Below are 18,441 nucleotides of genomic sequence, written 5' to 3' on the forward strand. Positions count from 1 at the left end.
GATTACGGAATCTGATATTCGGATCGCTGCTTCCAGCGCGCGATATCGGCATATGTCTCCACCGGCAACCAAATCGATGTGGCAATCAACCAATCAAACCGTACCGGCGCTTGCAACAAGTCGTCCATCTCCGGTTTGAGCGCGCCCAGATCTTTCGGCTCCCCATAAGCAAGACTGATATGCGGATCAAAATCGCGGCTGGATTGAAAACTACGGCTCTCTTCCAAAAGCTTGCGCGCGCCGAGAAGTGGCTCGGTTGGTGCAAACCGCACGAAGAGTGACATCGTGAAACTTGGCGTTTGTGCAATCTCGATCGGATTAAGCGTCAGGCCGCTGAGCTGCTCCAAGACCGCGCCCAATTCAGGCTCTTCTCCGATCACAGACCCGAATGAAAGATGCGCCCGAAACCGCGGCGCGCCTTGTTGATCGGCGAGCGCATCGACCACGGCCTGAAAGCGCGCTGCATCCTGGTCCGCTGGAACGAGCCAATAAGCGATAATTTCTTGTCGGTCACTCATCCCAGGTTTCGTATTTCTCGCGCATATAAGCGACGCCATCGAGGACAATTTCTTCCAGCACATCCATGTCGATATCAGCGAGCTTGTTCACATAAAGGCACGACTTTCCAAGCTTGTGCTTTCCAAGGCGAGCCAGCATGTCCTGCATCTCGTCTGAGCGATAGCCGGGCATGATGTAGAACACCAAATTGGCTTTGCGCGGACTAAAGCCCGTTAGCATGAACTCCCCTTCGCGTCCGCTTTCATATTTATAATGATAGCGCCCGTAACCGATAATGCTGGGGCCCCACATGCTCGCCTTTAGGCCCGTCACGCGGTCAAAAAACTCCAATAGCACTTCAGCGTCTGCGCGCTTTTTCGGGTTTTCAACTGATGCGACGAAGTCTTTTGGATCGACTTTCGTGACCTGCGTTTTGTTTTCTGTTTTCGCCATTCTACACTCCCATTCCTGAGCTTAGCCGATGGATACCGTATCGCCCAGATCGAGCACAAGAATCAGCGCAATCGCGATCAGCAACAGCACAACCGAAAGCGCCATATTGATCGCCACTGCCCGGTCTGCGCCTTTCTTTTCAAGCCAGGTGCGCGGTCGGATGTCACGCAATCGGAACACAACTAAAGCAGACAGCACTAAGCTTGCGATATTCAGCGACAGCAACAGGCCAGCGCGCGACGCTAAGGCGTATTCACCCGCGCCGATAAACAGACCGATCGCGGCGCCGGGCGGTAAAAGCGCAGCCGCCACCATGACCCCGACCAAAGTCGCGTTCGCGCCTCTTGTGAGCGACAGCGCCGCGGCAGCTCCAGCAGCGATCGCGAGTGCCATGCCATCGAGGCGAACTTCCGCCCGTGACATCAATTCTCGGCTTTCAAGATCCACGGGAATGATGAAGGAAATCAGGATGGCGCACCCCAGAGCCACAGCAATCCCAACGCCCAGCGTCTTCGCTGCCCCAAACAACAAGTCTCTGTCACCGAGCGCTGCGCCGAGCGAGAAGCCAAGAATCGGCCCTAGAAGCGGCGCGATCACCATGGCGCCGATCACGCCAGCAACGCTGTTTGAGTGAAGGCCAATCGCCGCCACGATGGTTGAGAGCACCACGAAGATCAAAAAGTCTCTGTCCAGCTTCGCATCGGTGGACACGTCTTGATAAATCTCTTCGCGGAGCGCCAATTTGCGTTGGTTGGCGCGTTTGTTTTTGAGGTCTTTGTCTTCGGGGATCGCCGGTGCGGTCGCTTCGATGGGCACTAGCGATATCCGCCAGTCTTTCTCGCCTTCCAAACAGGCTTGCAAATTATCCACCAGGGTTTGTCGCGTGCCGTCACGAAGGAAGACAAGTATCAATCGCCGATCCTGTTGCTCTAGCGGGACGACAACATAATCAATCGGGTCCGCCGCTCGGATGGCGCGCAAAGCTGTCTCATAGGCTTCGCCTTCGCGCATATGAAGATCGAGGCGTCGCATCTAGTTTGGCTTACGTCCCATGCGCGCGAGAAGACTGCTCGTATCCCAGCGCTGACCGCCCATCGCCTGGATGTCCGCGTAATACTGATCAACCATCGCCGTGACCGGCAGGCTGGCGCCATTCTCTCGTGCGGTATCTAGCGCGATACGCAGGTCTTTGCGCATCCAGTCGACGGCAAAGCCATGCTCATAATGGCCGTCCCGCATGGTCTCCCAGCGGTTTTCCATTTGCCAGCTTTGCGCCGCGCCGCCGCTAATCGCCTCGATAACTTTCGCGACATCAAGCCCCGCTTCATCGGCAAAGTGCATGCCCTCTGCGAGGCCTTGAACAATCCCCGCAATGCAAATCTGGTTCACCGATTTCGCCAGTTGCCCGGCACCGCTATCGCCAATCAAGGTCATACGTTTTCCATAAGCCATCATGATCGGTTCGGCTCTTCCGAACGCCTCAGCGTCGCCGCCGCACATGATGGTAAGCTGTCCATTCTCGGCCCCGGCCTGTCCGCCCGAGATCGGCGCATCAACAAAAGCCGCGTCTTTCTGTGCGGCTCGGGCATACAAAGAACGCGCGAGCCCTGCGCTGGCCGTCGTGTGATCAACAATCACCGCGCCAGAGCTGATATTTGGTTCGAGTGCATCATAAACCGCGAGAACATCAGGATCATCGCCAAGGCAAAGCAGAATAAACTCAGCGTCTGAAACCGCGTCAGCAGGCGATCCGGCGGCGCTGCCTTTATGATCTTTCGCCCAGGCTTCTGCTTTGGCATGGGTGCGGTTCCACACGGTGACCTCGTGCCCCGCCGCCACCAAATGCCCCGCCATGGGATACCCCATCACACCCAATCCCAAAAATGCCACGCGCGCCATTCGCACTCTCCTCAACCTAAACACCGATTAAATCGAATAAATTTCATTTAAATCCAACAACCGGTTCAAAACGGATATTCACCCTGATGCACTATTGCACGTCACCAGACCAGAAGGGTCTATAGGGAAAAATATGGCTGTTGCTTATTCATCCCGGCGCACTCGGGGCAGAAGGCCCGCTGCGTCCGCCCGCAAGATGGGGACTTGGAAGCTCGCTTATGCAGACTTCCTAACCGCGCTTTGTGCATTTTTCCTCATCATGTGGATCATTCACGGCATCTCTGCTGGCGAACGCGAAAACCTTGCACAGCAATTTGGCTCTGAGAAAACCACCGAGCTGGTAACCGCTTCAATCGAAGAACCGCTTGCGTCAACCATCGCCGCTCAATTGCGCAGCGATCCGGCGCTGGCGGCGTTCGGCGCCTCGGTCCGGATCACCGAAGACCCAGACTTCATCCGCATCGACCTCTCAGACATGGCTGAACGGCCGCTATTTGAAACTGGCGATGGTCGCCTCAATCCTACGGGCGAACGCCTCACCCATCTCGCCGGGCGTGCGATCGCGATGCTGGACCTTCCGGTCACGATCGAAGGGCATACTGATTCTCATCCAAGCCTTACTCAGGGCTATTCGAACTGGGAATTGTCCGCCGATCGTGCCAATTCTGCCCGTCGATTGTTGATGGCAGCGGGCGTCGAAGAGCGCCGCATTCTCGGTGTCGCCGGTCTCGCCCATACCCAGCCGCTTCTACAGGATGCCCCCGAAGATGCCGCCAATCGTCGTATCTCAATAGTTCTGGTCATTCGCGACAAGACCGCCTAATCAGAAGGCCATGTCGAGAATCATCCAGGAGGCGGAATGACCGCAGACTTATTGGCTCATTGGCCCATGTGGGCGAGCCTAGCGGCCGTTGGGGTGACTATCATCTTTTATATGCTCGATCGCTGGTCGATGGAGCTGGTTTCGATCTGCGTGATCGCGGCGCTTCTCCTCTTGTTCAGCTTGCCGGGTGCGACAGCCTCAGACGGCTCCGAGATCTCCGTTGCGGTCTTGCTATCCGGTTTCGCCAATCCAGCCTTGATCACGATCATGGCCCTTCTGGTCGTCGGGCAAGGCCTGTTCCAAACCGGCGCGCTTGAAGGCCCCACCAAAGCGCTGGTGAGGTCTTATGATCGGCGCCCCGCGCTCACACTGCTCGGCGCGTTTCTAGCCGTCTTTTTCATCAGCGCCTTCACCAATAATACGCCGGTTGTGATCATGTTCTTGCCGATTATGTCGGCGATCGCGGCCAGAATGGGCGCGTCGACGTCGCGTTTGATGATGCCGCTCAGCTTTGTCTCAATCTTTGCCGGGATGACGACGCTAATTGGGACGTCCACAAATCTTCTTGCTGCGGATGCGTATGAGCGATTGACGACCGAACAGCTCGGCTTTTTCGATCAATCGGTTTTTGGCCTCATGCTCGCCGGCGTTGGCATGGTCTACATCTTGATTGCCTCACGCGTGCTGTTGCCGAACCGCGAAGACTTCACCGAAACGATGATGAAGTCCGGCAAGCAATTCGTCGCACAATTTGAAGTCACACCAGGCCATTTTCTAGACGGTAAAGAAGCCATCGCGGGCATGTTCCCCGACCTCAAAGACATGACGGTCCGGATGATCCAGCGCGGCGAACGCGCTTTGTTGCCGCCTTATGATGAGGTCCGGCTCCTACCAGGTGATCTGGTCATTGTGGCGGCGACCCGGCAAGCCCTGACAGATCTTCTCTCCGATAAACCGGCGATGCTTGAAGATATTTGGCAAACCGGGGTCCCGGAGACCGATGATACCGGTGAAAGCCAACTTGGCCTGGTCGAAGCGGTGATTGCCCCGGGCTCCCGCATGGCTGGGCGGACCGTCGAAATGCTTGGCTTCCGCCGCCTCACCCGCGCTGTGACACTGGGCATTCAACGGCGCAGCCGCATGATCCGCACCAAGCTTGGCGAGATCAGATTAGAAGCCGGCGACACGCTTTTACTTTGCGGCCCAATCAGCGCCTTTCGAGATCTCCGCACCAGCCGCGATCTGATCTTGTTGGAATGGTCGCAAAGCGAGTTTCCGACGACGACCCGCGCGCAAGTTGCGCGCCTCATCACGGTCGGCATGGTCATTGCCGCAGCGACGGGCCTGGCAACGATTACCCTGGCCTCCATCGTCGCAGCGACGCTGATGATCCTGCTGCAGTGTTTGAACCATCGACAAGCCGCGCGATCGCTTGATTTGCGAATCTATCTCGTCATCGCGGCTGCGCTCGCGATGGGGGCGGCTCTAGAAAGCACGGGCGCTGCGAAAATGCTGGCAGAACTGGTCGTGCTCCTGGCATCGCCATATGGTACACTGGCGGTCTTGTCGGCCATCTTCCTCGCGGTGGCGATCTTAACCAATATTCTAAGCAATGCGGCCACCGCTGTTCTGTTCACACCGATCGCGATTTCAGCGGCAGAACAGATCGGAACGGATCCGTTTCCATTCCTACTGGCGGTTATTTACGCCGCAAACTGTGCCTTCGCGACACCCATTGCCTATCAGACAAATATGCTGGTTATGGGTCCAGGACACTATAGATTTGGGGATTTTTTGAGATTTGGCGGGCCACTTGTGATCTTAATGTGGGCGGCGTTTACCATCATCGCCCCTTGGCGCTTTGGCCTTTAGATGCGTAAAATACCGATATGAAGTTAGATGAGTCGCTCTTTCTACTTCCGGGCATCCGGCACGGGCTGCGCTTTTACGTAACAGGCGCTAGGCCCTGCCCCTGTTTGCCAGGTCAGCTTGAGCGCAAGGGCTTCACCCATCTCACCCAAGAAAATCCAGACGCCTTACATGATCAGCTAAGCCGCGCAGGCTTTCGGCGCAGCCAAGGCGTGGCCTATCGGCCCGCCTGTCCGACCTGCAATGCGTGCCGGTCTGTACGCGTTGATGTACCGAACTTTGTGCCGAGCCGGAACCAGCGCCGAGTCATTCGCGCGAACTCTGATCTGGTGCGTAAACCCGTCGAAGCGCGGGCCAGTCGTGAGCATTTCCGTTTGCTCAAGAGTTATCTCCGCAGCCGACACGATGGCGGCGGCATGTCCGACATGGGCTATCGCGAGTTTTGCGCGATGGTGAATGACAGTCCGGTTCAGACTTTGATGTTTGAATATCGCATTGGCGACAAGGAAGACGCGCCGCTGGTCGCTGTCTCGCTGACAGACGTGCTGCGGGACGGGTTTTCCATGGTCTACACGTTTTTCGATCCAGCCATGCGCCGTCGAAGCTTGGGGTCTTACTTGATCTTAGATCATATCCAGCATGCAGGCGAACTCGGCCTGCCGCATCTCTATTTGGGATACTGGATCAAAGATAGCGAGAAAATGGATTACAAGCGGCGCTTCAAACCGCTTGAGGTGCTTGATGGCGGACGCTGGCGCCCCTTAGAAGATGATCAATAATTCCACAGGAGAAACCGGATGATTGACCGCCGAAAGCTATTAGGTGCGGCCACACTCGGCGCAGCAGGCCTTGCCGCAACCGCATGTAGCCAATCAACCAGCGAAGGCGATGGCGTTGCCTCACCCGCTGTGCGCCGCCGCAAAACACGCCTGACAATGACCACCACTTGGCCAAAAGACCTGCCAGGGCTTGGCATCGCCGCGCAACGGGTTGCAGATCGCATCAACGTGCTCTCAGACGGACAGATGGAAGTAAACGTCTATGCGGCGGGCGAACTGGTCCCAGCGTTTGAGGCCTTCGACGCGGTCGCCTCTGGCAACGCCGATATGTATCACGGCGCGGACTATTATTGGCAATCAAAGTCGAAAGCCTACAATTTCTTCACCGCTGTTCCGATGGGCATGACCGCACCCGAGATCATGGGTTGGATCGACTTTGGCGGCGGACAAGCTCTGTGGGAAGAACTGTCTGGCCAATATGGCATTATCGCTTTCCAAGGCGCCAATACTGGGCACCAAATGGGCGGCTGGTTTCGTGAAGAGATCAACAGCCTAGACGATCTTCGCGGGCTTAAAATGCGCATCCCAGGGCTTGGTGGTGACGTTATTCGAGCGCTAGGCGGTGCCGCCGAGGCGCTCCCCGGCAACGAGATCTATCAAGCGCTGCAAACTGGCCGGATCAATGCCACCGAATGGGTAGGCCCCTGGAATGACTATTTCCTCGGCTTCCATCGCGAAGCAAAATACCATTACGGCCCAGGCTTCCACGAACCGGGAAGCGCCCTCGCTGTTGGCATCAACCGCAATAAATGGGACAGCCTCACCCCGACCGAGCAAGCGATTATTCGCAGCGCTTGTAATGAGGTGAACCATTTGTCGGTCGGAGAGTTCACCTATCAGAACGGCGTTTATCTCGAAAAACTCGTCAACGAAGAAGGCGTCGAGCTGCGCCGCTTCCCTGATGAGGTCATGGCGCGCATGAAAGAAGCCTCTGCCGACGTGCGCAGCGATGCGGGATCGGGCGGTGATCTAGAGCGGCGAATCTATGAAAGCTTCGAAGACGCGCTGAAAAAGATGCGGGGATGGGCAAGTATTTCAGATGGGCCATATTTGGCGTCACGCGAACTCTAAACAGAGAACATTCAAAGGGGCATAACCGGGCGGGCTCATGGAGACCTTTGTATCACTCGTAGGAACTGGTCTGCGCTATGCAGGCTATGTCATGATGCCATTGCTAGTCTTGCCGCTGGCTCTGCTCGCGCTACCAGGGCCGCTTGCAGGCCCTTCCAAACTGGTCAGCCGGGTCATCGACCGGATCAGCGGCATCGCGATGGCCTTCGCGGTCTCGGCGGCGTTCTTAATCATCCTAATCCAGCTCGCTGCGGTGCTGCTTCGCTATGTCTTTGGGCTCAGCTTTAGCTGGTTGAATGACAGTGTGATCTTCTCCTTCGCGATGATCTTCATGCTCGGAGCAGCGGCGACATTGCGCGATGATGGACATGTCCGCGTCGATATATTGCGCCCGCGTTTTGGCCCCCGCACCAGAGCGGCTATCGAACTGTTTGGCGCGCTTGTGTTTATTGCACCGATTGGCGTTCTCATCCTCTATTCAGCCTCAGGCCTCATCGCGCGGACCTGGCTCGATCTTGAGCCATTCAATGAAAGCGACGGACTGCCGATCCAGTATCTGTTCAAAACACTGGTCCCCGTCTTTGCCGTTTTGATGATTTCACAGGGACTGAGCCAGGCGTTGAAATCTGCATTGATTGTTCGCGGTCTGGAAGCCGAACCCTCTGAAGCCCCTCAACCCGGAGGCGCTGTCTGATGGAATTGGAACTGATCCTCGCCCTCGGCATGTTTTTAACAGCGATTTTGGCGCTGCTCGCGGGCTATCCGGTTGCGCTGACCTTAGGCGGCGTCGCGCTCATCTTCGGGATGATTGGCGTCGAGCTCGGGCTCATCCCGCTGCCGATCTTGCGTAACCTCCCGAGCCGAATTCTTGGCTCGATGGAAAACCAGGTTCTGATTGCGGTCCCGCTCTTTGTGCTGATGGGCGTCATTCTAGAACGGTCGCGCGTGGCGGATGATCTGCTTCAGACTGCCAGCCGCTTGCTGGCGCGGGTGCGCGGCGGATTGGGCTATGCCGTGGTCATTGTTGGCGCGCTGCTTGCTGCGTCCACTGGCATTGTAGGCGCCACTGTGATCACCATGACTCTGATCGCCCTGCCAACCATGTTGCGCCAGGGCTATGACCCTAAACTGGCAACCGGAACCATCGCGGCCAGCGGCACACTGGGACAGATTATCCCGCCAAGCATCGTCTTGATCTTGCTAGCCGACGCGGTTTCGAACGCCAATCAATCGGCCGCTATGCGGTCGGGTGGCGGCGCGGGCGTTGTTTCGGTTGGTGACTTGTTTGCTGGTGCGCTTTTACCCGGACTAATGCTGGTTGGGCTGTATCTGCTCTATCTGGTCATCACAGCGATCTTGAACCCAAGCGCCAGCCCCGCCGCGAAGCTCGACGATGATGCCGAGCCGCTGAAAGCCGCAGAAATCGCGCGCAGTCTTGGCGCCCCTCTGCTCTTGATCATTGCAGTGCTCGGTTCCATCCTGGGCGGCCTCGCCTCACCGACAGAAGCCTCAGCCATCGGTGCTGGCGGCGCCTTACTCTTGGCCGGTCTGCGGCTCGCGCCAGACTACGGCAAAACGGGCGACTTGGGCAGCATTTGGGGCGCCTTTATCAGCCTTATCATTCTCGGCTTCTTGGCCAATATGATGGACCTTCGAGTCAATCGGGAAGATCTTCCAACCACAGACCTCATCGGCATCATATTCGCTGGCGTGCTGAGCTTGGTCTTTTTGGGCGGTCTCCTCTCCGCGGCGCGCGTTCTGATCCGCGCCAAACAGTTTGGCAGCGCGCTGACATCCGGCGTTCAAATCACCAGCATGGTGTTTCTGATCCTGATCGGCGCGAGCCTATTCGCCTTGGTGTTCCGCGCTTATGGCGGCGAGCATTATGTTGAGGCCTTGCTAACCAGTATCCCAGGCGGGCTTTGGGGCGCGCTTGCGATCACCATGCTCGTCATGTTCATTCTGGGCTTCTTTCTCGACTTTATCGAGATTGTTTTCGTCGTCGTTCCGATCGTTGCGCCGCCTCTGATCATCCTAGGCGCGGACCCGGTTTGGCTCGCAATTTTGATGGCGCTCAACCTTCAGACCAGCTTCCTGACGCCGCCCTTTGGATTTGCGCTTTTCTATCTACGCGGCGCAGCGCCCGAAGGGGTTGAGACGATGGATATTTGGCGCGGCGCGATCCCCTTTATCGGATTGCAGCTGATCATGATCGGCTTGGTCGCCGCGATCCCAGCCCTCGCAACCTGGCTTCCTTCCATCGCAGGATAGATCGCTCAGCCTTTGCGCGGACGCGCCAACCAAAGCGCAAACAGGCACGCAACGGCGTTCGTCACCAAAGTCACGCCGAGAATGGTGAGCACCACGGAAGGCTCGTCCAACTCCCCGCCAGCTTGCTTTTGATAGACGCGATTGAAGTAAGAACGATAGTTCAAACAGAGCGTGAATGCCCATCCAGCGGCAATCCATCCGGCTGAACTGATCTCGCGGCGCAAGAGCGAGCTGCCCGACCCTAATAGCATCAGCCCAATCGCGATCAAATCAACGAGATAGGCGGGTAAGGGTTGGCCATAGAGGACGTGATAATAGGTCTCACCGGCAAAATGCAAAAGCGCCGCCGCCATCGTCAATATGGCGAACGGCGTTTCGAGCTTAGATCTCATTAGGGAAGTCCTAGAACTTAACCTCTGGCGGCGTGCTCATGGTCACGCGATCTTCGCCAAGATCGAAGAATTCGCGCGGCTCGAAGTTAAAGCTGCCAGCCACCAAAGAGCCCGGGAATTGTTCGCGCGCCGTGTTATAATCCTGTACCGCAGAGTTATAGAACCGGCGGGCGGCGGCGATCTTATCTTCGATCACAGACAGCTCGTCCTGAAGATCCTTGAAGTTCTCATTGGCTTTCAGATCTGGGTAGGCTTCGGCGAGCGCAAAGAGACGTCCCAGCGCTTGGCCCAGCATGCCTTCGGCGGCGCCCATTTCGCCGGGCGTATTCGCGCTGACCGCTCCTTGCCGGGCCTGAATGACCGCATCGAGCGTTTCTTTCTCGTGCGCAGCATAGCCTTTTACCGTCTCAACCAGGTTTGGAATAAGGTTTTGGCGCTGCTTGAGCTGAACATCGATATCCGCAAACGCTTGATTACAGCGCTGACGCTTCGCGACGAGGCCGTTGTAAATCCCGATAATGAAAAACGCGAGTAGGACTACAAGTCCGAGCACGACCAGAAGCGGCGTCATTGAGGAGTCTCCCTATAAATTCGATCCCGAACAATAGCTAATGGCGCTCTTGCCGTCGCGCAAGGCTCAAGCCTCGATCAGGGTTTTCGCTCGGGCAAACACGGCCTCGAACATTTCCTCGGTCAGGCGGCGCGTATTGGTGTTGTAGCGGGAGCAATGGTAGCTTGAGAGCAGCGTCAGATCTCCGACCTTGTACTCCGATCCATGGCCAAAGGGGTGGTCTTTGAGGCGCAACCCAAGCGCCCGAACCGTCGAATCATGGCTGATCTTGCCCAGACAAAGCAGAACTTTGACTTGGCTCAGAGCCTCAATTCTAGACTGCAGGAACGGACGGCATTGATTGATTTCCGCGCCAACTGGCTTGTTCTGAGGCGGCACACAGCGCACTGCATTGGTGATCATAGCGCCCTCTAGCGTTAAGCCATCATCGGGTCTTCGGTCATAAGTTCCGCGGGTAAATCCAAATTTTCCGAGCGTCGCATAGAGCAGGTCCCCCGCCCAATCGCCGGTGAATGGGCGACCTGTCCGGTTCGCACCGGTCATCCCAGGCGCCAGACCAATAACCAGAAGCTTCGCCTGCTCGTCTCCAAAGCTCGATACCGCGCCGTTGAACCAGTCCGGTTCTTTGACACGCTGATCCAAGATAAACTGGCGGAGACGTGGGCACAGATCGCAATCTTTGGGCGCTTCGGCGGCGATTTTTGTCATCTTTTTAGACCTCATCGTCTCGCTATTCGAACCTGCAGGCCAGCCGTGCCTAAATGAGCTCATTTTTCAATGCAAGTCCGGGTTGCGCTTGCGTGCTGCACTGCATATAAGGGCGGGCTACAGGAGATTTACATGGCACGTGTGACCGTTGAAGACTGCGTCGACAAAGTCCCAAATCGTTTTGATCTGATCCTTTTGGCGGCTCAGCGCTCGCGCATGATCCGTGAAGGCTCACCGCTTACGGTTGATCGTGACAATGATAAAGATCCAGTCGTCTCTCTGCGCGAAATCGCAGAACAGTCGATTGATCTGAAAGTGGTCAAAGAATCTCTCGTTGCTGAACTCCAAGAAGTTCGCCCAGGCGAAGAGGAAGAGCGCGAAGCAGATCAAATCGCCCTTCAGTCTGGCCCAGCTGCTACCGAAGAAGACGTCATGCGCGCTTACCAGGCCGAACTGGAATCCGGCCGCGACGACCGAATGTAGGTGTGAATGGCAACTGCGACCGTCAAATCTGAAGACCGGTCGCGCGCTTCTAGGCCGCCGCGCGGGATACGTGATGACGAGCCTTTTCTAACCAAAGAAGAGCTGGCGGGTATGGTTTTGGCCTATCAGCCAGATGCGGATCGCGCTTTGCTGCACGCCGCCTATGATTTTGCGCGCGAAAAGCACGGTGACCAGCTACGCCAATCCGGTGACCCATATTATTCTCATCCGGTACGGGTCGCGACTCTGCTCGCCTCCATCCGTCTCGATCAAGCCACCATCCTAGCGGGCCTGTTGCATGACACAGTCGAGGATTGTGACGATGTCGATCTCGCGATGATCGAGACTCAGTTCGGCGAAGATGTAGCTGAACTGGTCGATGGGGTCACCAAACTCGGACAATTAGAATACCAAAGTGAAGCCAGCAAACAGGCGGAGAATTTCCAGAAGTTCATCCTCGCCACAGTCAATGATACCCGCGTGCTGCTCGTAAAACTCGCCGATCGCCTGCACAATATGCGGACGCTCCATTATAAGAAAAAAGAAGAGTCTCGCCGCCGTGTGGCGCGTGAAACGATGGACCTTTACGCCCCGTTGGCGCGTCGGATTGGCCTTCACTATGTTGCTTCTGAGATGGAAGACCTGTCCTTCCAACATCTCAATCCTGAAGCACGCGCGCAAATCCTCTCACAACTCGAGGCGCTCGAGTCGCGCAACAAAGATGACCTTGAGCGCATTCGCCTCGCCATCCGCCAAGTGATGGAACGCGAGGACATTGAGTGCAGCATCAAAGGGCGCCGCAAAGAACCCTATTCGATTTGGCGCAAGCTCGAGAAAAAATCGATTTCATTTGAAGACGTTGCCGACATTTTTGGGTTCCGCGTGATCGTCAACACGACGCCAGAATGTTATAAAGCCCTTGGCGCGTTCCATACCGAATGGGCGTGTCTCCCCGACCGGTTCCGAGACTTTATTTCAGTGCCAAAGCCGAATGGCTACGCCTCACTCCATACAACGGTCCGTGCCAGCGGGAACCGCTTGGTCGAGCTGCAAATCCGCACCGCGGAAATGGACAATACTGCCGAGCGCGGGGTCGCAGCGCACTGGAATTACAAAAACAGCGCTTATGGCTTCGATATTGATAGTTCGCGTGCGGCGGGCCTTGACCCAGCCGCCAACCTGCGGGCGTTTGGTGAGTTGCTCACCCATGGCGGTGATGCCGAGGATTTTCTCGAGCACGCCAAAATGGAGATGTATCGCACCCACGTCTTCGCCTTCACGCCGAATGGGCGCTTGGTTCTGCTCCCGGCAGGCTCGATGCCGCTGGATTTCGCTTATGCCGTTCACACGGCGATCGGCGACACCTGCGACGGCGCGAAAATCAATGGCGTACCGCGCAATATGCGGACGCCGCTCCAGAATGGCGATGTGGTCGAGATTGTTCGTCGTGAAGACCCACGACCGCTGCCTGGATATGAAACACTTTGTGTGACGGGCCGGGCGCGCGCCGCTCAACGTAAACTTCGCCGCGAACTCGAGACCAAGCAATTTGCCAATCTCGGTCGCAACATGCTTGAGCGCGCGTTTCGCCAGCATGAGATTGATCCGGTCAGCGTGGATATGCGGAAAATATCCGAACGCGCAGGCTTTGATGGGGTTCAGGCCATGTTCGAAGCGCTGGGTCGGAGCCATGATGAGGTGGATCGGATCTTAAACCTCGCCTTCCCAGGCCTTGAACTCGTCAAAGACGGGCCCGCTGACAAAGTCACGTTGGACGACGAGCATGCCTCGAGCATGATTGCCGGTGAGAACCTCACCCCCGGCGTAACCTTGCACTTGGGCGAATGCTGCCACCCTATTCCAGGCGATCGGATTGTTGGTCTCCGCCAACCGGATCGCGGCCTGGTCGTCCACACAATCTATTGCGGCACTGTCGCAGAATTTGATGACCGGCCAGAGCTTTGGGTCGACTTGCAATGGACTGAGCTCGCCAAATCCGGCGTGCGTGCGGTTGGGCGGATCTCAATCAATGCGGCGGACAGTAAAGGCGTCCTCGCGCAGCAATGTAGTGTCGTTGCTCAGGCTGGCGGGAATATTATCGGCGTCTCGACCCATGCCCGCGAGCCCGGTTTTATGGAGCTTGTCTTCGATATCGAAGTTGAAGACCTCCGCCATTTAGAACAGATCAAAGCTGCGCTGCGCGCCCTCGCTGTCGTTGAGCGCGTGGAGCGGATCGAGGAGAGTGAATTTGAATAATGATCAGGTGCTGCAGGTGTTCCGCGAAGCCGGTGCGCTTTTAGAAGGCCATTTCATCCTCTCATCGGGGCGCCGCAGCCCGATTTTCCTGCAAAAAGCGCTGGTTTTCTCGCAGCCTGAATTATCCTCCAAACTCTGCGAAGCTTTGGCAGAGAAAGTAAAAGCGCGCCTCGGCAAAATTGATGTCGTGGTCGGACCGGCCATGGGCGGCGTGATTCCGAGCTATGAACTGGCCCGGCATCTGGGCTGTCGTGCGGTATTTGTTGAACGGGTTGAGGGCGTCTTTGAATTAAGACGCAGCTTTGAAATCGCAGAGACTGATCGCGTGCTCATCGCCGAGGATATCGTCACCACGGGATTGTCATTTAGAGAAACCGTCGATGCCCTGAACAAGCTTCCGGGCACCGTGGTTGGCGGATCCTGCATCATTGATCGCAGCGGCGGAGAAGCCGATGTCGGCTGCGATCTCGTTTCGCTGGCGGCGATCAAGTTTCCTGACTATGACGCGGACGATCTGCCGCCCGAGCTTGCGGCGATCCCAGCCTACAAGCCTGGCAGCCGAGGCCTAAAACAATGACGCGGCGCATTCGGCTCGGCGTCAATATTGATCACGTCGCGACCATCCGGAACGCCCGCGGGGGTTCTCATCCGGACATCGCGCGCGCCGCTGAAGTTGCAACAAAGGCTGGCGCAGACGGGATCACCTTCCATCTACGCGAAGACCGCCGACATATTATGGATCCAGATCTGCAAGCCATCCGTGCCGCGACGCGCTTACCGCTAAACATGGAGACCGCGGCGACGGACGAGATGCATGTCATCGCCATGGATTATAAGCCTGAAACCGTCATGTTCGTGCCCGAGAAGCGCGAAGAGCGCACAACAGAAGGCGGCCTCAACGCGGCGCGCGAGCACAACAAATTGGTGCCAATGATCCGGGCACTCAAAGAGAATGGCAGCCGCGTCTCCCTGTTCATTGAACCCGATCCGGTTCAGCTCATCGCAGCCCAGAGAATGGGCGCGGACATTACCGAGTTTCACACTGGCCGTTATGTCGAGCTGCGCCTCGCTGGCGAAGAAGAACTCGCAGCCGCAGAGCTCGAGCGTATCGCAGACTGCGCCAAACGCGCCGTTGATATCGGAATTGAACCGCAAGCCGGGCATGGCCTAACTTATGATACGGTCCAGCCCGTCGCCGCCATTCCAGAACTCACCGAACTCAATATCGGTCATTTCTTGATGGGCGAGGCGATTTTTGCGGGCCTGGAACCCGCCATTCAGAAAATGCGTCAGCTGATGGATGAGGCGCGCGCATGATCATCGGCATTGGCAATGATCTTTGTAATATTGAGCGCATCAAAGGCTCGCTCGAACGGTTTGGGGAGCGGTTTGAGAAACGCTGCTTCACCGAAGGCGAAATCGCCAAAGCGCGTCGCCGCCGTCTCACCGCTGAAACCTATGCCAAACGGTTCGCCGCCAAAGAAGCCTGCGCCAAAGCGCTCGGTACAGGCGTTCCGCGCCGCGGGGTTCATTGGAAAATGATGGAAGTTGTTAATCTGCCATCAGGCAAGCCGACGCTAAAATTGACAGAAGGCGCCTTAAAACGCCTCGAAGAGATCACGCCAGAGGGGCTTGTTGCGCACGTTCACCTAACGATGACTGACGATCATCCTTGGGCCGAAGCGCAAGTTATCATAGAGGCCCTGCCCGCATGAAACGTCCGTCCCGACCAAAGCGCACTCGGCTCCGCGCGGCAGCGAAAGCTGTGAAACAGCCAACCCTCAACCGCGAGAAACAGCGCCAACTCGAAACCGCCATTGGGTACCATTTCAAGGATAGCGCCCTGCTGAACCAAGCGCTGACCCATCCCAGCTTGATTGATGAGTTTCGCGGCGATGCCAGCTTTTCCAATCAACGTATGGAATTCCTCGGGGATCGGGTGCTCGGCCTCGTCGTGGCTGAGATCTTGATCAATAAATACCCCAAAGAGCGCGAAGGCTTTATGACCAAACACTTCCACAATCTGGTCAGTGGGCATACGTGCGCAGATGTGGGCACAGCACTCAATCTACGCGACTATCTGTTCATGGATTCAACCATGAAATCCAGTAAGCCAGCCCGATATGACAAGGCTGTCGCGGATGCGATTGAGGCTTTGATCGCGGCGATTTATATGGATGGCGGGATCGATGCCGCCGAGCGCTTTATCAAAAAATGCTGGACCTTTGACAGCCTGACCAAAGACGTTGTCGATCCAAACACCAACCCCAAAACCCGATTGAGCGATTGGTGCGGCGCAAATCAATCAGCGTATGCCGTATATGAAACGATCGAAACCAGCGGGCCACCGCACAATCCTGTCTTCACCGTCAAAGCCTCTGTTGAAGGCCATGGCGAAGCGACTGCAAAAGGTGGTAACAAAGCTGAAGCTGAACGCGCCGCCGCCAGCGCCCTTCTCGATCTCCTGGACAAAACATGAGCGATACAGATCCTAGCCTGCCGTCTGAAGCAGACATTACCCATGCTGGCTTCACCGCCATTATCGGCGCCCCGAATGCGGGGAAATCGACGCTGACCAATCTTTTGGTCGGCACCAAAGTCGCGATTGTCACCCATAAAGTACAGACCACGCGCTTTCCGATCCGCGGCGTCGCGCACGCTGGCAACGCGCAAATAGTGCTGGTCGACACGCCGGGAATTTTCCGCGCTAAGAAACGACTTGATCGAGCGATGGTGAAAGCGGCTTGGTCGGGCGCCGAAGAAGCTGATGCGGTGGTGCATTTGATCGACGCCTCAGCCTGGGTCGCTGACCAAGCAGGCGAAGCCAGTGGCGCGCAAAAGCTCTCTGTCGAAGATGATCGCCGGGTGATGGAAACCCTGAAAGAGACCGGTCAGAAAGCCTTTCTGGCGCTGAATAAGATTGATCTATTCCCGCATGATAAAGTGCTGCCGATCATGGCGGAGCTGAATGAAGCAGGCGTCTATGAAGACATCTTTATGATCTCTGCGCTGAACGGAGACGGCGTCCCGCCTTTGCTCACCAAACTTGCGTCACGGATGCCAGAAGGCCCGGCCCTCTATCCGCCAGAGCAAACCGCAGACTTGCCCATGCGTCTCTTGGCAGCAGAAGTGACCCGCGAAAAACTGATGCTGCGCCTGCACCAGGAATTACCGTATCAATTGATGGTCGAGACAGAGAGCTGGGAACCGTTCGACAATGGCTCGGTCCGTATCCGACAAGCCGTCATCATTGCGCGCGAACAACATAAAGGCATGGTCCTCGGCAAAGGCGGTGCGGCGATCAAGGCGATCGGCAAAGCCGCAAGAGAAGAGCTAACCGAGCTCTTGGGCCAGAAGGTTCATCTCTTCCTATTCGTCAAAGTTGACCCCAAATGGATGGAGCGACGCGAGGCCTATCAATCGGTCGGCTTGGAGTTTGATGCTTAAAAGAGCCTTTCATCCAGACCTCATCCTGAGCGAAGTCGAAGGATGTTTGGATTTTGCTCTTCCTCCTTCGACTTCGCTCAGGATGAGCCGCAAGCCTAAGGAGGAGGCCCGGCATGGAGTGGCGTGATCAAGCGCTAATTCTAGGCGGGCGGCGCTTTGGCGAAAGCGGCCTGATTCTCGATGTTCTTACCGCCACACGCGGACGCCGTTCTGGCTTGGTCTATGGCGGGGCAAGCAAGAAGAAACGCGCTCAATTCGAACCTGGCAACACAGTGGAACTCAGCTGGTCTGGCCGGCTCGAGGAACAATTGGGGCGATTTACCGTGGCGGAGGTCATCACCAGCCGTGCCGGACGATATCTCGACCGGCCAGAGGCCTTAGCCGCCATTAACACGATCGCTGCCTTGCTCCGCGGCGCTGTCGATGAAGGCGATGCAGCGGGCTCTACTCTTTTTGGCCCTACAGTCATTCTGCTTGACGCGCTCGACACCTGGCCAGTTTGGCCAGCGCTTTATGCCCGCTGGGAGCTAGGATTGCTATCGGCGCTTGGGTTCGGACTCGATTTGGATAAATGCGCGCTCTCGGGAGCAAATGATGGCCTCACGCATGTGTCTCCCAAAACCGGCCGTGCGGTGCGCGGATCAGAGGCCGAAGACTATGTTGATCGGCTATTTCCGCTGCCATCCTTCCTGCTCGACCCCCGCGCCCTCGCCATGGCCGAAGACATTGAAGCCGCTTTGCAATTGACCGGCTATTTCTTGGAAGAACGTCTATTCTCCGCGGTCCACAAACCGGTGCCGCCATCGCGCGCCCGTTTAGTGCCAAAATTGATTGGCTAAATCCCGCCCTATTCAACTTTCG

General features: G+C 56.7%; 21 protein-coding genes. 14 read left to right on the forward strand and 7 right to left on the reverse strand.

Annotated features, from left to right (window positions below):
- Positions 1-2 precede the first annotated feature (2 nt).
- Genes MY069_RS01750 through MY069_RS01765 form a run of 4 tightly spaced genes read right to left on the reverse strand, consistent with a single transcriptional unit; the run spans position 3 to position 2,850 of the window.
- Positions 3-518: a hypothetical protein gene (locus MY069_RS01750; protein ID WP_482795356.1), complete on the reverse strand. Its 516-nt coding sequence runs from the start codon at positions 516-518 to the stop codon at positions 3-5.
- Positions 511-951 (reverse strand): DUF1801 domain-containing protein, encoded by a 441-nt coding sequence (locus tag MY069_RS01755; RefSeq protein ID WP_482795357.1) that lies wholly within the window; start codon positions 949-951, stop codon positions 511-513. Before MY069_RS01755 ends, MY069_RS01750 begins: the two co-directional genes overlap by 8 nt.
- 21 nt (positions 952-972) lie before the next feature.
- Positions 973-1,983: a TIGR00341 family protein gene (locus tag MY069_RS01760; protein WP_482795358.1), complete on the reverse strand. Its 1,011-nt coding sequence runs from the start codon at positions 1,981-1,983 to the stop codon at positions 973-975.
- Positions 1,984-2,850, reverse strand: a complete 867-nt coding sequence (locus MY069_RS01765; RefSeq protein WP_482795359.1) for an NAD(P)-dependent oxidoreductase — start codon at positions 2,848-2,850, stop codon at positions 1,984-1,986.
- 133 nt (positions 2,851-2,983) lie between these two features.
- On the opposite strand from MY069_RS01765, the gene MY069_RS01770 reads away from it, so the two are divergent.
- The 6 genes from MY069_RS01770 to MY069_RS01795 are packed head-to-tail and all read left to right on the forward strand — an operon-like array spanning position 2,984 to position 9,723.
- Positions 2,984-3,673 carry an OmpA family protein gene (locus MY069_RS01770; protein ID WP_482795360.1) on the forward strand — a complete coding sequence of 230 codons (690 nt, stop codon included), beginning with the start codon at positions 2,984-2,986 and terminating at the stop codon, positions 3,671-3,673.
- A 36-nt stretch (positions 3,674-3,709) separates the two neighbouring features.
- Positions 3,710-5,545 (forward strand): SLC13 family permease, encoded by a 1,836-nt coding sequence (locus MY069_RS01775; RefSeq protein ID WP_482795361.1) that lies wholly within the window; start codon positions 3,710-3,712, stop codon positions 5,543-5,545.
- A 17-nt stretch (positions 5,546-5,562) separates the two neighbouring features.
- Positions 5,563-6,321, forward strand: a complete 759-nt coding sequence (locus tag MY069_RS01780) for an arginyltransferase (RefSeq protein WP_482795362.1) — start codon at positions 5,563-5,565, stop codon at positions 6,319-6,321.
- 18 nt (positions 6,322-6,339) lie between these two features.
- A complete protein-coding gene (locus MY069_RS01785) occupies positions 6,340-7,452 on the forward strand; it encodes a TRAP transporter substrate-binding protein (RefSeq protein WP_482795363.1) in 1,113 nt (370 codons plus the stop codon).
- 37 nt (positions 7,453-7,489) lie between these two features.
- The gene (locus tag MY069_RS01790; protein ID WP_482795364.1) at positions 7,490-8,146 is read left to right on the forward strand and encodes a TRAP transporter small permease subunit; all 657 of its coding nucleotides are present in this window, start codon (positions 7,490-7,492) and stop codon (positions 8,144-8,146) included.
- Positions 8,146-9,723, forward strand: coding sequence for a TRAP transporter large permease (locus MY069_RS01795; protein WP_482795365.1), 1,578 nt, complete (start codon positions 8,146-8,148; stop codon positions 9,721-9,723). Before MY069_RS01790 ends, MY069_RS01795 begins: the two co-directional genes overlap by 1 nt.
- A 5-nt stretch (positions 9,724-9,728) precedes the next feature.
- On the opposite strand, the gene MY069_RS01800 is transcribed toward MY069_RS01795, so the two are convergent.
- The 3 genes from MY069_RS01800 to MY069_RS01810 form a co-directional block, all read right to left on the reverse strand.
- Entirely contained in the window at positions 9,729-10,115 is a 387-nt protein-coding gene (locus tag MY069_RS01800) for a hypothetical protein (protein ID WP_482795366.1), read from the reverse strand.
- A 10-nt stretch (positions 10,116-10,125) separates the two neighbouring features.
- Positions 10,126-10,686: a LemA family protein gene (locus tag MY069_RS01805; RefSeq protein ID WP_482795367.1), complete on the reverse strand. Its 561-nt coding sequence runs from the start codon at positions 10,684-10,686 to the stop codon at positions 10,126-10,128.
- 66 nt (positions 10,687-10,752) lie between these two features.
- On the reverse strand, positions 10,753-11,394 hold the full coding sequence (locus tag MY069_RS01810; protein ID WP_482795368.1) for a uracil-DNA glycosylase: 642 nt from the start codon (positions 11,392-11,394) through the stop codon (positions 10,753-10,755).
- 132 nt (positions 11,395-11,526) lie between these two features.
- Between MY069_RS01810 and rpoZ the strand changes: the two genes are divergently transcribed.
- The 8 genes from rpoZ to recO all read left to right on the forward strand — a co-directional run bounded on the left by rpoZ (position 11,527) and on the right by recO (position 18,419).
- On the forward strand, positions 11,527-11,877 hold the full coding sequence (gene rpoZ / locus MY069_RS01815) for a DNA-directed RNA polymerase subunit omega (protein ID WP_482795369.1): 351 nt from the start codon (positions 11,527-11,529) through the stop codon (positions 11,875-11,877).
- 6 nt (positions 11,878-11,883) lie between these two features.
- Positions 11,884-14,133 (forward strand): RelA/SpoT family protein, encoded by a 2,250-nt coding sequence (locus MY069_RS01820; protein WP_482795370.1) that lies wholly within the window; start codon positions 11,884-11,886, stop codon positions 14,131-14,133.
- Positions 14,126-14,710, forward strand: a complete 585-nt coding sequence (gene pyrE / locus MY069_RS01825; protein ID WP_482795371.1) for an orotate phosphoribosyltransferase — start codon at positions 14,126-14,128, stop codon at positions 14,708-14,710. The genes MY069_RS01820 and pyrE overlap by 8 nt, the downstream gene beginning before the upstream one ends.
- Entirely contained in the window at positions 14,707-15,450 is a 744-nt protein-coding gene (locus MY069_RS01830) for a pyridoxine 5'-phosphate synthase (protein ID WP_482795372.1), read from the forward strand. The genes pyrE and MY069_RS01830 overlap by 4 nt, the downstream gene beginning before the upstream one ends.
- A complete protein-coding gene (acpS, locus tag MY069_RS01835) occupies positions 15,447-15,848 on the forward strand; it encodes a holo-ACP synthase (protein ID WP_482795373.1) in 402 nt (133 codons plus the stop codon). Before MY069_RS01830 ends, acpS begins: the two co-directional genes overlap by 4 nt.
- Entirely contained in the window at positions 15,845-16,612 is a 768-nt protein-coding gene (rnc, locus tag MY069_RS01840) for a ribonuclease III (protein ID WP_482795374.1), read from the forward strand. The genes acpS and rnc overlap by 4 nt, the downstream gene beginning before the upstream one ends.
- A complete protein-coding gene (gene era, locus MY069_RS01845; RefSeq protein ID WP_482795375.1) occupies positions 16,609-17,580 on the forward strand; it encodes a GTPase Era in 972 nt (323 codons plus the stop codon). The genes rnc and era overlap by 4 nt, the downstream gene beginning before the upstream one ends.
- A gap of 113 nt (positions 17,581-17,693) precedes the next feature.
- Complete coding sequence (gene recO / locus MY069_RS01850; protein ID WP_482795376.1) at positions 17,694-18,419, forward strand: DNA repair protein RecO; 726 nt, start codon at positions 17,694-17,696, stop codon at positions 18,417-18,419.
- Positions 18,420-18,441 lie beyond the last annotated feature (22 nt).

This window comes from Hyphomonas sp. ske169, from assembly GCF_056850855.1.

Coding starts and splice junctions, on each gene's coding strand:
- MY069_RS01750 (WP_482795356.1), bottom strand. CDS start 518: ATGAGTGACCGACAAGAAATTATCGCTTATTGGCTCGTTCCAGCGGAC.
- MY069_RS01755 (WP_482795357.1), bottom strand. CDS start 951: ATGGCGAAAACAGAAAACAAAACGCAGGTCACGAAAGTCGATCCAAAA.
- MY069_RS01760 (WP_482795358.1), bottom strand. CDS start 1,983: ATGCGACGCCTCGATCTTCATATGCGCGAAGGCGAAGCCTATGAGACA.
- MY069_RS01765 (WP_482795359.1), bottom strand. CDS start 2,850: ATGGCGCGCGTGGCATTTTTGGGATTGGGTGTGATGGGGTATCCCATG.
- MY069_RS01770 (WP_482795360.1), top strand. CDS start 2,984: ATGGCTGTTGCTTATTCATCCCGGCGCACTCGGGGCAGAAGGCCCGCT.
- MY069_RS01775 (WP_482795361.1), top strand. CDS start 3,710: ATGACCGCAGACTTATTGGCTCATTGGCCCATGTGGGCGAGCCTAGCG.
- MY069_RS01780 (WP_482795362.1), top strand. CDS start 5,563: ATGAAGTTAGATGAGTCGCTCTTTCTACTTCCGGGCATCCGGCACGGG.
- MY069_RS01785 (WP_482795363.1), top strand. CDS start 6,340: ATGATTGACCGCCGAAAGCTATTAGGTGCGGCCACACTCGGCGCAGCA.
- MY069_RS01790 (WP_482795364.1), top strand. CDS start 7,490: ATGGAGACCTTTGTATCACTCGTAGGAACTGGTCTGCGCTATGCAGGC.
- MY069_RS01795 (WP_482795365.1), top strand. CDS start 8,146: ATGGAATTGGAACTGATCCTCGCCCTCGGCATGTTTTTAACAGCGATT.
- MY069_RS01800 (WP_482795366.1), bottom strand. CDS start 10,115: ATGAGATCTAAGCTCGAAACGCCGTTCGCCATATTGACGATGGCGGCG.
- MY069_RS01805 (WP_482795367.1), bottom strand. CDS start 10,686: ATGACGCCGCTTCTGGTCGTGCTCGGACTTGTAGTCCTACTCGCGTTT.
- MY069_RS01810 (WP_482795368.1), bottom strand. CDS start 11,394: ATGACAAAAATCGCCGCCGAAGCGCCCAAAGATTGCGATCTGTGCCCA.
- rpoZ (WP_482795369.1), top strand. CDS start 11,527: ATGGCACGTGTGACCGTTGAAGACTGCGTCGACAAAGTCCCAAATCGT.
- MY069_RS01820 (WP_482795370.1), top strand. CDS start 11,884: ATGGCAACTGCGACCGTCAAATCTGAAGACCGGTCGCGCGCTTCTAGG.
- MY069_RS01830 (WP_482795372.1), top strand. CDS start 14,707: ATGACGCGGCGCATTCGGCTCGGCGTCAATATTGATCACGTCGCGACC.
- acpS (WP_482795373.1), top strand. CDS start 15,447: ATGATCATCGGCATTGGCAATGATCTTTGTAATATTGAGCGCATCAAA.
- rnc (WP_482795374.1), top strand. CDS start 15,845: ATGAAACGTCCGTCCCGACCAAAGCGCACTCGGCTCCGCGCGGCAGCG.
- era (WP_482795375.1), top strand. CDS start 16,609: ATGAGCGATACAGATCCTAGCCTGCCGTCTGAAGCAGACATTACCCAT.
- recO (WP_482795376.1), top strand. CDS start 17,694: ATGGAGTGGCGTGATCAAGCGCTAATTCTAGGCGGGCGGCGCTTTGGC.